Origin of the sequence: Marinobacter sp. MBR-99, from assembly GCF_040547575.1 — a bacterium.
Lineage (GTDB): Bacteria > Pseudomonadota > Gammaproteobacteria > Pseudomonadales > Oleiphilaceae > Marinobacter.
Genome location: NZ_JBEPPY010000035.1, coordinates 1 through 13,891, shown reverse-complemented (window position 1 = coordinate 13,891; position 13,891 = coordinate 1). Strand labels below are relative to the sequence as shown.

General features: G+C 52.4%; 17 protein-coding genes. 6 read left to right on the top strand and 11 right to left on the bottom strand.

Translation table 11 applies throughout. The annotated features are described in order from the left end of the window. Positions 1-99: 99 nt before the first annotated feature. Positions 100-1,446 (bottom strand): hypothetical protein, encoded by a 1,347-nt coding sequence (locus tag ABIE59_RS19535; protein ID WP_354449456.1) that lies wholly within the window; start codon positions 1,444-1,446, stop codon positions 100-102. A gap of 194 nt (positions 1,447-1,640) precedes the next feature. On the opposite strand from ABIE59_RS19535, the gene ABIE59_RS19530 reads away from it, so the two are divergent. Further along, positions 1,641-2,576 (top strand): hypothetical protein, encoded by a 936-nt coding sequence (locus ABIE59_RS19530; RefSeq protein WP_354449454.1) that lies wholly within the window; start codon positions 1,641-1,643, stop codon positions 2,574-2,576. A gap of 371 nt (positions 2,577-2,947) precedes the next feature. Next, on the top strand, positions 2,948-3,292 hold the full coding sequence (locus tag ABIE59_RS19525; RefSeq protein WP_152438858.1) for a winged helix DNA-binding protein: 345 nt from the start codon (positions 2,948-2,950) through the stop codon (positions 3,290-3,292). A 71-nt stretch (positions 3,293-3,363) separates the two neighbouring features. Here ABIE59_RS19525 and ABIE59_RS19520 read toward each other — a convergent pair whose 3' ends face one another. From ABIE59_RS19520 to ABIE59_RS19510, 3 genes are read right to left on the bottom strand one after another with little or no spacing between them, the layout of a single operon-like run. Then, entirely contained in the window at positions 3,364-4,110 is a 747-nt protein-coding gene (locus ABIE59_RS19520) for an NYN domain-containing protein (protein WP_354449452.1), read from the bottom strand. A gap of 36 nt (positions 4,111-4,146) precedes the next feature. Then, positions 4,147-4,482, bottom strand: a complete 336-nt coding sequence (locus ABIE59_RS19515) for a hypothetical protein (RefSeq protein WP_354449450.1) — start codon at positions 4,480-4,482, stop codon at positions 4,147-4,149. Position 4,483: 1 nt separating this feature from the next. After that, positions 4,484-5,056: a hypothetical protein gene (locus ABIE59_RS19510; RefSeq protein ID WP_354449448.1), complete on the bottom strand. Its 573-nt coding sequence runs from the start codon at positions 5,054-5,056 to the stop codon at positions 4,484-4,486. A gap of 198 nt (positions 5,057-5,254) precedes the next feature. Between ABIE59_RS19510 and ABIE59_RS19505 the strand changes: the two genes are divergently transcribed. After that, entirely contained in the window at positions 5,255-5,749 is a 495-nt protein-coding gene (locus tag ABIE59_RS19505) for a gamma-glutamylcyclotransferase family protein (RefSeq protein WP_354449446.1), read from the top strand. Positions 5,750-5,852: 103 nt separating this feature from the next. On the opposite strand, the gene ABIE59_RS19500 is transcribed toward ABIE59_RS19505, so the two are convergent. The 5 genes from ABIE59_RS19500 to ABIE59_RS19480 all read right to left on the bottom strand — a co-directional run bounded on the left by ABIE59_RS19500 (position 5,853) and on the right by ABIE59_RS19480 (position 9,767). Continuing rightward, positions 5,853-6,308 carry a hypothetical protein gene (locus ABIE59_RS19500; protein WP_354449444.1) on the bottom strand — a complete coding sequence of 152 codons (456 nt, stop codon included), beginning with the start codon at positions 6,306-6,308 and terminating at the stop codon, positions 5,853-5,855. 194 nt (positions 6,309-6,502) lie between these two features. Then, positions 6,503-6,838, bottom strand: a complete 336-nt coding sequence (locus ABIE59_RS19495) for a type II toxin-antitoxin system RelE/ParE family toxin (RefSeq protein WP_354449442.1) — start codon at positions 6,836-6,838, stop codon at positions 6,503-6,505. A 5-nt stretch (positions 6,839-6,843) separates the two neighbouring features. Next, positions 6,844-7,131 carry a type II toxin-antitoxin system ParD family antitoxin gene (locus ABIE59_RS19490; RefSeq protein WP_354449440.1) on the bottom strand — a complete coding sequence of 96 codons (288 nt, stop codon included), beginning with the start codon at positions 7,129-7,131 and terminating at the stop codon, positions 6,844-6,846. Between the two features lie 114 nt (positions 7,132-7,245). Then, a complete protein-coding gene (locus ABIE59_RS19485; protein ID WP_354449438.1) occupies positions 7,246-8,286 on the bottom strand; it encodes a M14 family metallopeptidase in 1,041 nt (346 codons plus the stop codon). Continuing rightward, positions 8,283-9,767 (bottom strand): glutamate-cysteine ligase family protein, encoded by a 1,485-nt coding sequence (locus tag ABIE59_RS19480; protein WP_354449436.1) that lies wholly within the window; start codon positions 9,765-9,767, stop codon positions 8,283-8,285. Before ABIE59_RS19480 ends, ABIE59_RS19485 begins: the two co-directional genes overlap by 4 nt. A gap of 197 nt (positions 9,768-9,964) precedes the next feature. Here ABIE59_RS19480 and ABIE59_RS19475 point away from each other — a divergent pair, with 197 nt between their 5' ends. Both ABIE59_RS19475 and ABIE59_RS19470 read left to right on the top strand, forming a co-directional pair. Continuing rightward, positions 9,965-10,318 (top strand): type II toxin-antitoxin system RelE/ParE family toxin, encoded by a 354-nt coding sequence (locus ABIE59_RS19475; RefSeq protein ID WP_354449434.1) that lies wholly within the window; start codon positions 9,965-9,967, stop codon positions 10,316-10,318. Positions 10,319-10,332: 14 nt separating this feature from the next. Further along, positions 10,333-10,644: a helix-turn-helix domain-containing protein gene (locus ABIE59_RS19470; RefSeq protein WP_061333936.1), complete on the top strand. Its 312-nt coding sequence runs from the start codon at positions 10,333-10,335 to the stop codon at positions 10,642-10,644. A gap of 19 nt (positions 10,645-10,663) precedes the next feature. Here the strand turns inward: ABIE59_RS19470 and ABIE59_RS19465 are convergent, their stop codons facing one another. Further along, on the bottom strand, positions 10,664-11,191 hold the full coding sequence (locus ABIE59_RS19465) for a retropepsin-like aspartic protease family protein (protein ID WP_354449432.1): 528 nt from the start codon (positions 11,189-11,191) through the stop codon (positions 10,664-10,666). A gap of 117 nt (positions 11,192-11,308) precedes the next feature. Continuing rightward, the gene (locus ABIE59_RS19460) at positions 11,309-11,878 is read right to left on the bottom strand and encodes a hypothetical protein (protein WP_354449430.1); all 570 of its coding nucleotides are present in this window, start codon (positions 11,876-11,878) and stop codon (positions 11,309-11,311) included. Between the two features lie 1,157 nt (positions 11,879-13,035). On the opposite strand from ABIE59_RS19460, the gene ABIE59_RS19455 reads away from it, so the two are divergent. After that, positions 13,036-13,749 (top strand): hypothetical protein, encoded by a 714-nt coding sequence (locus ABIE59_RS19455; protein WP_354449428.1) that lies wholly within the window; start codon positions 13,036-13,038, stop codon positions 13,747-13,749. Positions 13,750-13,891: the final 142 nt, after the last annotated feature.

Below are 13,891 nucleotides of genomic sequence, written 5' to 3'. Positions count from 1 at the left end.
CGGCATTGAATCGCTTTATTATCGAATTCGGTGACCGTCTGGACGGCCACCTGTAATGGGGTGGGCAGTTACACAGATTTATTTACAGGCTCGACAGATCTACTTTTCTGCAACTGGTTCCTCACCTCGAACTTTTAGTTCGCTTTCGACCTTCGAGATTTTTGGAGGTGGTGGCGTCCAAGCCTTCAGCAACTGTCCAGCTTCCTGATAGAAGTGCGGCACCGCTTTCTCCAACTCCTCAACAAACACCTTTCGCCCACCGAACTTCCCGGCAAGATCCACTTCGTAAACGACTTCCAAAGTTGTAGCGGCGGTATTGGAGGTTTCCGATTCCAGCAACTCCGGCGAATCCCGAAGGTCTCTCAGTGGCTTGTAGGTTGTTTCTGCTTTGCCGGGTCTGGTGGCACGGATAAAAAATCCAGCGGGTTCTGTCTTCTTCAGTTGTCGCAGGAGCCAGTTTACCCTGGCTTTGGTACTCTGTTTGTCCTTCGGTGCCGCCAGGCGCATAGAGCAATAGATCATTCGCCGCTGGAGGTCTGCGGTTACTTCCAGGTCTGCCGCTGCGTTGATGATGTTGAGTGCGCAGTGCAGGGCGGGTGTTTTACAAAATGCGTCAGCATCGTCTTTCAGGCGTTTGGCAGGGTCCAGGCGGTGGTCGTTTTTCAGTTTCAGGGAAACGTCGCTGCCGGTCATCCGGGACATGATCAGGCAAAGGTCCCGTTGTTCCTGGTGCCAAGCGGCGATGGTGTTTTGTACCTCATCACTGGTTTTGGCCAGCGTCGCATTGCTCTTCACTTTGTTCACGACGTCTTTCCACTCAGCGTTCATCTGATCGAAATGGCTGATGCCGGAGCGGTCGCTTTCGAGGTAGCGCAGTATTTCGCTGAGGATGAATACCTGGTCCTCGTCTTCAACGCCGTCGTTCTTGAGCAGTAGCTGGCACTGGGTGCGGATGAAGGCCCAAGACCAGTGGAAAAGCGCGACGGATTTGGTGGCGTTTTTCGGGAGCTTTACCGGGTGGTGAGTTGGCAGCGCGGCGAACTGGTTGGTGATGGTGATCACGGCATCGAGTTTGTGGGTCTTGGCCTGTTGCAGGTAGCGCGACACCTGTTCCTCGCCGATGGTGTCGTTGTTCACCTTGGCCTCTATCAGCGCCCGCCATTCACGTTTGCCAGTGCGAAGTATCAGGAGACCATCTGGGCGATCTTTGTTCTTGATGGCTTTCTTGTCTTCGTTCTGGAATACCGGCTCTATCCAGGCCTCAAGGGTTGCACTGGTTCCGACTCGTACGTTCAGGGATTTCAGCAGGGACTGTCGCAGTTCAAGCACGGAGCGTAGGCCAGCAAGGATAATGGAGACGGACTTTTGTTCCCTGGCGCTGTCGGCAGTGATAGGGATCAGGCGGGCGGGTTCTCCGCCGATAAGGAATTCGGGACGGACTGCCATGGGTAGCTCCATGCTTTTTATAGATTTAGTTTCCGTTAAAGCTTAGCAGCGTTGACGCTGCTCGTCTGAATCTAAAGTAAGAAAATGTAAAATCGTCGATTAGCATTGGAGTTGTCCAAGCCAAGGGCACATTGTCTGAATTGCAGCGGCCGCCCCTCCTGAGCGGCGGGTGGCAAGATACTGGAGAATATGGAATGGATTACAAACATTGGCTCGATTTCGCACCTGCTGCGCTTTCTGCCATTGCTGGTGTTGCGGCTGCAGTTGCAGCATTCAACTCCCTAAAGGTCAGTCGAGAGTCCAAATCGATTGCTGAGAAGAGTGCACTATCGATTGCACACAGCGAGGCAGCCCGGAAGCTTTCTGAGGTATCCGACTGCTTTGCCGTTCAAACTGCAGATTTGCATCACAGCGCTATGGCGGTATGGACAGATTTTCCGAGAGAAGTCGAGCAGTACGACTGTCGCAAAGCCGGAGGTGAAGACCCACGCCCCATCCGGCATGTGGTGACTAATGTGGCTGAGATGCTCGAGAGATATTCCTCAGATGATGGCAGGCAATACCGGTCAGCCCGACATTATATTTTTTCTGTAATCCGTAATGGGATGGGTAAGCTGTCAGACGCTGAGTTTGAACACTTGCTAAGGCGTGCAGATGGCTCCTATGTTGATTTTGAGGCGACTTTAGGTCCACCAAACCGGCAAAAGAGCATATCTGACTCACCGGCCTTCAGATGGGGGTACTATCAATTAGAAAGAAGGGTTGGGACTGATATGTGGAGCAGAGTATGGACCAACGCCTGGTCTTCGGGTGGGCAACTCAGGAGGTTCCGTGATGAACTTGAGCAGATCAAGCCAATGCTTGAGAACCATCTGAGCTCTCTAGAGAGCGAGAAACGACGACTAAAACACACGGTGTTCCCGATCGACGATAACGAGTATCTGTACAGGGCGTACTCAGATGCAATTGCAATTCTTGACGGGTTGCTTGAATTCGCCAGGTTGGATCTTTTTGATGGCTATGTAGATGACCCGCATCCATCTGACTTAATCCCTTTGGTTATCTCATCATGTGCTGCTGCGATCTTCACCGCCCGTGCAATTGATAATTTTAAGCGAACAAGAGAATAGTCCGCGTGGGGTAGTTTTTTGGTATTTGATCATCCAGCCAAAGCTGTCGGGTGCTAGGTCCCGCGGTATTTCCGGGGCAGGTAAGCCGATCGGTGTGATTGCAGACAACCAAAGTAGAATCTGCCCCGAAGCCCTTCAGGCTCCACTGTGCTCACACCTGATTTGCCCCACATTAAGTTCTGCTGAGTAGGCTGAAAGTTCATGACGATGGCGTGATGGGTGAAATTATGCAACCACTCGTGTAATCCATCCCCACTCATGTAGTTTCATCAATCCGATTTGTGCTTGAACGCCGGTCGAAAGCGTAGATAATGCCCGCGCTTCTCCCGCGCCTTAACGGCGGGGTTTTGATCTTGTTGGAGGTGAACTGAATGCAAGTCGGCAATTTAATGAAAGTATTAAACTTGTTTCGCCAGAAAGAGGAAGATATCCCTATAGGTACGATTCTGGCGTTTCTCTACTTGATGGATCGTGGCGAGGCAACAGTGAGCAACCTTGATAGCTACTTCAACCTCGGAAAATCACGCGCGTCCCGAAACATGAGGAACCTCACTGATCGAGCAAGGCCTGGCAAGGCTGGAATCGGAGTGGCCTCTTACGAGCCCGATCCAAATGACTTTAGGGTAGCCATTTTCAAACTCAATGATGAGGGCGAGCAGCTCGCTCAGGAAATTCGAGATCTTTTGAAAGCAAGCGGCTTACGCACTGAGACTTGAGACCGATCTGTGGCATCTGCAGAGCCTTCGGTGACTCAGGCTCTGCAATTAACTGACAGCTTTTGGAAGGCCTATTTTTCGGGGCTTTTGATGTAGAAGACGCTCTTATCCCGAACACTCATCTCAAATAATTCACTCGCACGAATCAAATCACTCAGCTTTTTGTATCCGTAGTTCACCGGGGAGAAGGAGCTGTTGTTGGAAATGTACTGGCCAACTTTGCCCAAATGCGCCCAGCCATCATCATCGGCGGTTTGTTCCACCGCCGTTCGCAGTGTTCGTACCAGAACCGTGTCACCTCTCAGCTCGTTGCGCGTGCGCTTTGCGGTGGCTGTGGGTTTTGCGGTGTCGCCGCTTTCATTGTCGTCTTGCTCTTCCGACTCTTCGCGCAGATTTTCCGTATAGATGAACTGAGAGCAGGCGTTCACGAAGGGCATGGGTGTTTTGCGTTCGCCGAAGCCAAAGACCGGTAGGCCGGCCTCAAGAATGCGCATGACGAGGGGAGTGAAGTCTGAATCGCTGGTCATCAGCGCGAAGGCGTTAACGTTGCCGCTGTAGAGCAGGTCCATGGCATCGATGATCATGGATGCGTCAGTCGCGTTTTTGCCAGTGGTGTAGGCAAATTGCTGAATTGGCCGAATGGCGTTAGCGTGCAGTTTTTCAATCCAGCCGCCCAATTGAGGGCCATTCCAGTTGCCATGGGCATGGCGCACGTTCACCGCGCCGTATTTGGCAAGTTCCTGAAGCACGCCCTCAATGGATTGATGGCTGACATTATCGCAGTCGATCAGGAGCGCAATTTTGTAGTTGTTGTTCATCGTGTTTGAGCTTTCCCTGTCTTGGATGAAACTAGCCTAGAGGGCAGAGCGGTAAACTTCCATTCGGAAATTGATGTTCACCTGGTTGCGGCATGCCATTCCGTCGAATTCCAGCTGCCTGTCACGCAGGGCCTTGGCGATTTTGTCCAGTGACTGTTTTAGCCAGCCGCGAGTAAAAACTGAGATGCCCATGGTAAGCCCTGTTACCAGCTCCTTCATGCGGGCGTTGCATTTGATGAGCTCTTCCATGGCCAGTTCAACAGTATTGAGCGTTCGTTCGTTGAAGCTGTGCTTCAATGTACGCAATTCGTTGTCGTCGAAAAGTATGCTGATGACCGTCGCGAGATCATCTCTTTCTTCCCTGGTTAGCATATTACTTCCCCCCGATTCCTTTCAGGATTTCGTGTTCGATTTCTTCCCAACTGAAGTTGTCCAGTACCAGCTGAGTAAACAGGTCCGGCTTATCCGGTGAGGTGAGCATGATGGTGGTTTTCTTCGGATTGAAAGCGATATAGGCGGTGATCTTGCCCATGGTTACCACGCTGGTTTCCTTTTCTGCGGTCGGTTCCAGGGTCATTCTGATGACGCCTTCGAGCTCCTTCCGGAACTCGGGGTTCTGAACTGCACTGAGGTCGCGATTGAAGATATAGCTAGGCGCCTCATTCATTTGAATGGCGGGATTGCCCCAGTCATCGGATGTAACAACCGTGGCAAAAAGACCTTTGCGTTTGTTGTACAGAATGAGCTCGCCATCACTGCCGATGAAGGTTGCACCGGCCAGTGATTCAAGGGGGAGCTTAATAGGGTGGGCTGTGCGGCTGATGGTGACGCCGGGTGTCTCTGTACGTGGTTCGACAGGGTCAAGCACACTGAGTTTGGGAGAGGCGCAGGCCGACGCTGACAGGCATAGCAGCAGGGCCAAAGCGGTTGTTCCGAGTCGCTTCATGTTCCGGTTCCTTTGGAGAAGTTTCAGTCCTTTGGGTGAAAGTCTACTGTTTGAATATGCGGATGGAAAGGGGGCGGTCCTGGTGTAACCATCACAACGCTTGGCAAAAGCTGGGCGCGCTTTGGGTATGACCTGCCCCGGTTTTGCTAAAGTTATGACTCCAGGTTCCTGAGCGTACAGAGCAGACACGGAGGCAGCATGAAGTATTTTGCTTACGGATCGAATATGTCACTCCTCAGATTAAGAGCGAGGGTCCCAAGCGCGGAGCGAATTGGTATGTTCACGCTTGTTGAGCATTCCCTTCGGTTTCATAAGTGGAGCAGGAAAGACCAATCTGCAAAATGCGACGCGCTGTTTACCGGCAATCCGGAGGACGTCGTTATTGGCGCACTGTTTGAGATACCGCGCAGCGAGAAAGGCCCGCTGGACAGGGCTGAGGGCTTGGGCTTTGGTTACGATGAAAAGCAGGTCACGGTTGCGGACACTCTCGGGAATTCCCTCGACGCTTTTACCTACTGTGCCACGTCCACGGATCCCTCTTTGCTGCCTCACTCCTGGTATTTGAATCACGTCATCGTCGGTGCGAAAGAAACCGGCGTTCCCGCTGACTACCTGGATGCCATTGCAGCCACGCGAAGCCAGGAAGACCCTGATCGAAAACGAGATGCGAGGGAGCGGGCCATCTACGATTAAAAGCGGTTCGCTAGGGTCTAAAAAATCGGATCGCCCGTGGCTTTGACGGCATAGAACAGGCAATCGCTCTTCGCAATCAATGGGTTCGAAAACCGGGACAGATCTATTTTCTGGTTCTCAGTTCCAGGGCGTGAAACCAACCCTTCTGCCAGGAAACACCTCTCGGGCCGGAAATTAAGGGAAGCCGCAGTCGCTTTTTCGGCAACACCACGATCTCCCACACACAATCCCCGAAAAACTCGAAAGTGATCCCGCCGGAATCCTCGCATTTTAGGTTACGAAAGTGCCCGGTGGTGTAGGGGGCGCCGAGTGTCACGGTATCGATTCTGTTGAGGTCTTCATCCAAAAAGTGGATATGGAGCGAGTCTTCGGAGGGGATGTCGTCGGTCAGAAATAGAAGGTATCGATTGTCATGCTGTATACAGGCCTCAAGAACGGTACCCTCGAGTGGTTCCTCACACGTACGCCCCGCAATGGTTGCGAAGCTCGTTGAGAGTTCTTGATCGTTGCCTACCCTTGCCAGTGTCAGGCTGGCATCTTCCCGGATGCATTGTTGCATGTAATAAACCTTACCGGAAAAAGCTGATGCCGAAGGCGGCTAATGCTCCACCTAGGAACGCGCCAACGCCAACGCCAACGCCAACGCACACGGGCGCACCCGGTCCGCAGGCCAGCCCCGCGATAGCACCACCGGAAAGCCGGGGCAGACTTATTTATAATCCGTTGGCAACCAGTCATCAGATAGTTCGACGGTCAGAGGTGCACCTCAGGATCCATCCTTTGGTGCAAGACCCGAAGAATGATAATGGACTGATTGTGCACATCATTTTCCATCTTAAGGTAAAACTGGTGTGGTGAAGCTTTGCCTTCCCTTGCAAGCGGATAGGTAGCAATTTCGGGCCGGATGTCAGGCCTGTGTTTCAGTAGTGGTGCGAGGTTTCCGGCTTCTTCAAGCTCCCTAATCGTCCTTTCGATTTGCTCGGTATATCGTTTCAGTTGCAGTGTGCCGAACTCTTCCAGGGTGGTTTCGAGAATAGCGTCCAGATCGGCTAGAGCAGTGTCTGTGAGAATAACCTTCCATGGTTTCATCGTAATCAGGTATCCCGTTTTTTCCTGATGGCGTGCTCCGCACGCTCTGAAAGGTAAGTAGCGAATTGGTCACCAGTGAATGTTCTGGTTCTGCCAGCCTCCAGTTCTTGCTGGCCCGCATCGATGGCGGCTCTTAGGTCATTCATTTTCGTGGCGTAGCGGGACTCGGCTTCCTCAACCATTCTCAGGCCGGCTCGAAGTACCTCGCTCGCATTTTGATAACGGCCCGAGGCAACCAAGTGATCGACTACCTGGGATTGATGGTTAGTGAGTACGATGTTTCTCGTTGCCATTAGAGTGATCCTGTCGGAAGTGCATTGGCATAATATGCCAACCTGTGAATTTCCTGTCTAGGGGATGAGGTGACTCTGATGGTTAAGTTACGATAAAAAGCGGCTCGCTATGGTCTAAAAAATGGGTTCGCCCGTGGCTTTGACGGCATAGAACAGGCAATCGCTCTTCGCAATCACCGGGTTGGTGGTGATCATGAAGGTCTTGATGGCCTGGGCAGGGTAGATTCGCCCATCCTTGATTTGAAGCACCTGTTCCATGTTCTCGGCGCGGTTGTGGCTGATGGCCGTGAGAACGTCCAGACCTTTTTGCCCAACCCATCCGAGAGGCTCATCCGGCGACACAATCCCGAAATTGCGGTGTTCGATGTCGGGCGGAAACGTGAGGTCCGTCTGCCCACTGGGCGTTAACCGGTACTCGATGGTCGCATCGGGGGCCAGCTCCACTCGAATTGGATTGCGCAGTACCGCAACGTTCCATTCCGCTTTCTCCAGCGATAGCACGTCAGATTGCGAGGCATACCGAACTAGCCCTTCATACGCCAGTTGGTGCGCGAGATCATCCTGGGCCCCGCCACACTCGATGGTGACGGTGGGCACCTCCTGTTCGGAATATTCCATCAGTGCCCCCAGGCGAAGATCCGTCATGATCAGCCGGTCGGTAAAGAGCGACGCCAGCGCTTGATGGGCAGCGTCGTTGGTGATGGTCACAGCGAAGGCGGGGCCGGTGCCTGAGGTGTTGTGCACGTCTAGCAGGCACTCGGGGTTGGCTGTCTGAAGCTCGGCCAGCATGGCCTTGGCAATGTCGCCTTCCTCTCCTTCAAACGGTTCTTTGAAGCACCGGTTCAGATCACGGCCGCCTGGCACTTGGCGCAGCGACAATGTCGGCGGGATTTTCGCGGGATGGACGCCGCCCAGGAGGAACAGCAGATTGACCTCCGGGGTGTGCTGCTCCAGTAGCCATCGGTGAATCGCGAACAGCCCTGAGGGTTCGTTGCCGTGAAGCAGCGTTGCCATGGCCCGGGTTCTGGACGGATCGCGGCCGGCAACGCGAACCACCGTAGGCCGTTGCAGCCGGTCCAGCCACTCCAGGGGCGAGCGGCCCAGGGTTTGGGGTGACGGGTTGTTGAGATAATCCAGGGTGTTCGAGCGGCTCATGGTGACAAGGTCCATTCGTGCAGTGGTGTGTTTGTCTTCTGATTGGCCATGTAAAGCGACAGCATACTCCTGAACGCTTCGTCGGTAGTCTGGGACCGGAAAAAAGACTCGGTGACCTGTCGCTGCCATCGGGCGCCGGTCATCCTGGTTTGAATGCGGCCTTCGATGATGCCGAGCAGACGGTGGATCTCCGCCTCGTCCACTGCGGTTCGTTGCAAGGCTTCCCGGGCGCGCGGCAGCAGGTCACGGGCAACGTTCAACAGGGGGGTATCCTGTAACTGCACCTGGTCTTTGTGCGGCCAGATAATGTCTGCACCGATGCCGTATTTGGCGGCACGATAGAAATTGTGTTCGGTGTAATGAAAGGGAAGTATCGACGTCAGGTGACGGATATCCTCGAGTACCGCCAACGCCGCCCCGATCACGAACAGCCCGTTTGCGCACATATCCACGGCCGTTGGCCCGGCCGGCATGGAGCGAATCTCGATGCGCAGATGGCCGCCGTCTGTGTGATCAAAAATGGCCCGGTTCCAGGGCCACGTAGTCCCATGGTGCAGTCGCAGTTCGGCCAGTTCCGGTACCTCTCCCCGATCAATAACCGCCATCGGATCTTCTTCGGACATCAATGGCAGGATGGGGGGATACAAGGATGCCGAGGCTGCAAATAGCTCCCAGGCGCTGCGTGCCCAGCCGTTGCCGTAATAGACCCGTGGCGGGTGTTTCCAGGTTCTGTGGTTGGGCGAGCGGCTGTCGACGGATTGTTTGAACAGGGCGATACGGGTTTCGTCCCAGAGGTGGTGGCCGAACAGGCTGGGTGAGTTGCTGGCCAGAGCAAGCGCAATGGGCGTCACCAGCTGCACGGCGTTGAAATAGTCGGCAAAGCGGTGGGCAGGAACGCGCCAGTGCAATTGGAACGAGGTGGTCGCCCCTTCCATGGTGACGTCGTCTGCTTCCAGGTCGATGACGTCGTTGCCACCGATATGGATGCTGAATGGCTCGCCCCGTTGCTGGATCAAGGCGTTGGATAGCGCATGGTAGCGGGGTTCGTCTGTCATCACCTTCGCGCCCATATCGGACTGGCGCAACGTGGGTAGAATGCCGATAGGGACCAGTTCGCCATTCAATGGGGCGGCATGCCGGTTGATTCGCTGCATGGCCCTGAGCAGTTCCTGCTCGGTTCTGGCAAAGGGGGTGCCCTTGAAGGCCTGGGGGCTGAGGTTGTATTCAAGATTGAAGCGGTTGAGCTCAACCGTCAGCTGTGGATCCTGAACGCTGGCGGCGATTTCGGTGTTGATGGGCTGAACGCGCAGGTCCGGGTTGACGATGTAAAACTCGACCTCGGCACCAATGGAAGATTCCCCCTCGCCAAAGCCGGGCCGGTTCAGGAGGCGGGAGAGTGCGGTAAGGTCCGTTCGCACCTTGGCGGCAAAGCGGTCAAACTCTTCCGCTGTAAATTCCGATTGTTGTATCGACAGTCCCATAGCGGCTGTGTCTCTAGCACTGGCTTACTTTGATAGTAGCGGAAATGAGGTGTGGAAGCCGGGACAGATTTATTTTCGCAGTTTCCCTGATAGTTCAGTCGTGATTTTGAGTACCACCTGACAAACCTTCAGGGGTGGAAGGTTGGCATGGGTGAACCTATTTAGGTACACTTGAATTGCGCCAAGGAAGGGGTTGTATGACAAAGAAAACAGTAAATGTCGTATTTTACAGAACAGCCAATGGTCGAGAGCCGGTTAAAGATTGGTTGCTGAAGCTTGATAAGGAGGATCGTTCAGCGATCGGAACTGATCTGAAGACTGTGGAATATGGATGGCCACTGGGAATGCCCTTGGTAAGGGGGTTCTCTGGCAAGGCCAATTCAGACTTGTGGGAAGTCCGCAGTGATCTATCAGGCGGTCGGATTGCACGAGTCATATTCACAATGTTTTGTGGGGACATGGTGTTGCTAAACGGTTTCATCAAAAAGACTCAGAAAACACCAGATCAAGAGTTGGCAAAGGCGAGAGATCGTAAGATGAATCTTGTCTGAATGGGAGCAGGAAAATGACACAGCACAAACACGTTGGCAGCTCTCTCGATGATCTGCTTGAAGCTGACGGCACACTTGAGCAAGTAGAAGCTGAGGCGCTGAAGCGGGTAATTGTCTGGCAGATTCAGCAGGCAATGGGGCAGATCGGTGTGAACAAGTCTCAGCTTGCCCAGAAAATGCATACCAGCCGTACGGTGGTTAACCGCCTTCTTGATGAGAAGGATACCGGTGTAACCATCACAACGCTTGTGAAAGCGGGGCGGGCTTTGGGGATGACCTGGACCTTGCAGGCCGGAGAGGATAATGGCTCCCCTCGTGCGGCTTGAGTGGAGGCCTCACCCCTTCTCAACGATTATCCTGGCTTAGGGTTAGAACGCCCGATTGCTGGGAAAAGTTAACCTGCCCGAGCACGCTCATGCCCAGCAACACCATGTCGGGGTCCATGGCGGGGTTGATGGTGCCGGGTACATTGTAGAATGTCATGTCGCCCAGGCGGAGTTCCTGAATGGTCGTGCTCCACACATTGACTGTACCAGCGGCGGTATGTGCACGGCCGGATTGGCCCTTTCTTAGGCCTGCTTTTTGGGCGAGGGTTTCTGAGACTGCCACGGTTGTGGCACCGGTATCCAGGATGAAGGTGACACGCTGGTTGTTGATGGTGCCGTTTGCCAAATAATGGCCCTGGCGGTTGGCCTGTAGTTCAATCTCTGTGACGCTGCCGCGGGTGTGACTAACCAGCTGCTGGTTTGGGTTGTTTTGTTGGGAGTCCCAGCTGCCGAAAAAATGCGTGACAGCGGCGAGCAATACAACCCAGAAAACAGCGAAGTACAGGAGGTACCGGATTTCGGGTTTGATGGCGCCAGGTTTGCTCATCTTGCTTTGGCTTTCCTTGTCGTGGATGAAGCTAGCCTAGAGGGCAGAGCGGTAAACTTCCATTCGGAAATAGACGGTAACCAGGTTGCGGCATGCCATTTCCTCGTTAGCATTCTACTACCCTCCGATCCCTTTCAGGATTTCGTGTTCGATTTCTTCCCAACTGAAGTTGTCCAGTACTAGCTGAGTAAACAGGTCCGGCTTATCCGGTGAGGTGAGCATTATCATGGTTTTCATCGGATTGAACGCGATATAGGCGGTGATCTCGCCCATGGTTACCACGCTGGATTCCTTTTCTTTGGCCGGTTCCAGGGTCATTCTGATGACGCCTTCGAGCTCCTTCCGGAGCTCGGGGGTCTGAACTGCACTGAGGTCACGATTGAAGATGTAGCTGGGCACCTCATTCATTTGAATAGATGGATTGCCCCAGTCATCGGATGTAACCACTGTGGCAAAAAGACCTTTGTGTTTGTTGTACAGAATGAGTTCGCCATGACTGCCTATGAAGGTTGTGCCGGCCAGTGATTCAAGGGGGAGCTTAATCGGGTGCGCTGTGCGGCTGATGGTGACGCCGGGAGCCTCTATACGAGGTTCGACAGGGTCAAGAACGTTGAGTTTGGGAGAGGCGCAGGCCGACGCGGACAGGCATAGCAGCAGGGCCAAAACGGTTGTTCCGAATCGCTTCATGTTCCGGGTCCTTTGGAGAAGTTTCAGTCCTTTGGGTGAAAGACTACTGTTGAAGCTTGTGGATGGAAAGGGGTTTTCGGTCTCGCCCTTCGTTTCCAATCCGAGTGACCGCGGATTACCGACAGGCCGTGATGTCGTCCCCAAGCGCAATGTCACCCGCTGCAACCACCCGTGTCGTGATTCCTCCATGCCCGCGCATAGCGTTGTATCGGCCGGCCCCAAGTAGAGCTTCCATTTTGCTGCAGGCCTTTGCCGGGGGTAATCGACGGGGCAGCAAAGATAGCCAGTTGAGGTGAGTGCCTTTCCTGCCGGCGCTGGCCCTCTCGGTCTGGACAGACCTGCCTGCGGAAGAGTAGTTCGCTTCAAAGTATCAAAAAAATTGGATATCATAATTTATTACCACAAAACGGAATCTGTGCGTTCTAAGCAAGGATAAGCTGAGGTCTAAACATGTTAAAGAATTCGCTATTGGCATTTCTCGCTAGATTGTTCGAGGAGGCCAAAACTTTTTATCCATTTTTGTTGTTTTTTATATTTGTTTTTTGTTTTTACCTATGACTACGACGTAGAGTTAGAAAAGCGGCCATGGCATGAGATGCGTGGCTATGGACATTAAATAGAAGTCGCATTAGACGAGGTTATTGGAGATTATTCCTTAGAAACATGGGGGAAGTACGATGATTTAAATTATTCGAAAGCGAATAAAAGGTTTCGTCTTAGAATAAAGGAGATAAAAGAAAAATATGGACCAATGGATCAATGCAGTGTTGCACCATTCAAGTATATGAAAAGAGATTATTTCATTACTAAAGAGTCCTATTTTTGGCGCTGAGAATCAGAATGTTATTTTGAAAATGGCCGAGGCATAGCGGTGGTCGACTTCGTTATTGATTATCGCGGATTGAAATTATTACGCTGGGAAATAAGGTCTATATAAAAAGTTAAGATGGGCGAGGTTATAGACTTTGCTTCTCGGGTTTCAGAAAATGCTGAGTTGGTGTTCAGAATCACTGAACCACTACAATCAGCGCGCGCCGATAGCCTGTTTGAGGAGGGGATACCCTTTATCAACAACACTATAATTCCTATGCTGTCGCCAAGTTCGAGGAAATTGCGGCTTAAGTGAACGAATTGCCATGGGATCTTGAGACAAGTTTATGATTTACGATTTTTATGACTTAGAGCGCATAGCCCTCGCTTCAGGTATTACGAGTTATTCCAGTAGCTATTCCTATGGAAAGAGATTATCCGTAGATGACGATCAAATTATTATGAGTACCTCATTTGGGGATTCCAAGGCATTACGGATAACCGATATTGAGGGCATTTGCCTCGGCCAGGACTTTTTCAGCTCACAGGTGCGGTGCGAGATACACGGGTGCGATGGTCAGATAAAGATTAGTTTTGCTGATCACAGCTATAAAAAAGGGTCCAAATGCCTGGCTGAGGTCAAGCGTCCGGAATTTCAGGCCTTTATCGAGAATGTTCATAAAAAAATAGTAAAAAATGGCTGTGAAGAAAGCGTTGTTTTTGAGTTTTCGGGGCCAAGCTCGGCAACAGTCGAATTTTTTGAAATGGTGATTTCTTTCTTTCTCGTGCCAGTTTTGTTTGCATTTGGATTGAGCTTTTTCCAAGAGTTACGCTCATTGAACGGTGTTTTTCAGGTTCTTTTGATCATCCTGATGATGTTTCCTGCAATGGTTTTAGGTTGGTATCTGGGACATGTATTTGTCAGACGGTTCTCTCCAAACGGTAGATACAACCCCCGCGAATTCCCTGAATATGTATTTGATATGGCCAATGCAGAAATCACAAATCATTGTAATCGTATCTTAAAGAAGAAGCGTGAGAAGGAGAACGAGGTGTGGTGACATATTTCCAGCAAATGCTTTGTTGAAATCCCTGATGGCTCAATAGGGTGCGTATTCCAGACCAAGGTTGCCACTGATTCCAGACGAAGCCTGCCACCCATTCCACGCGAAAGCTGCCACTGATTCCACGGCAAAGCTGCCA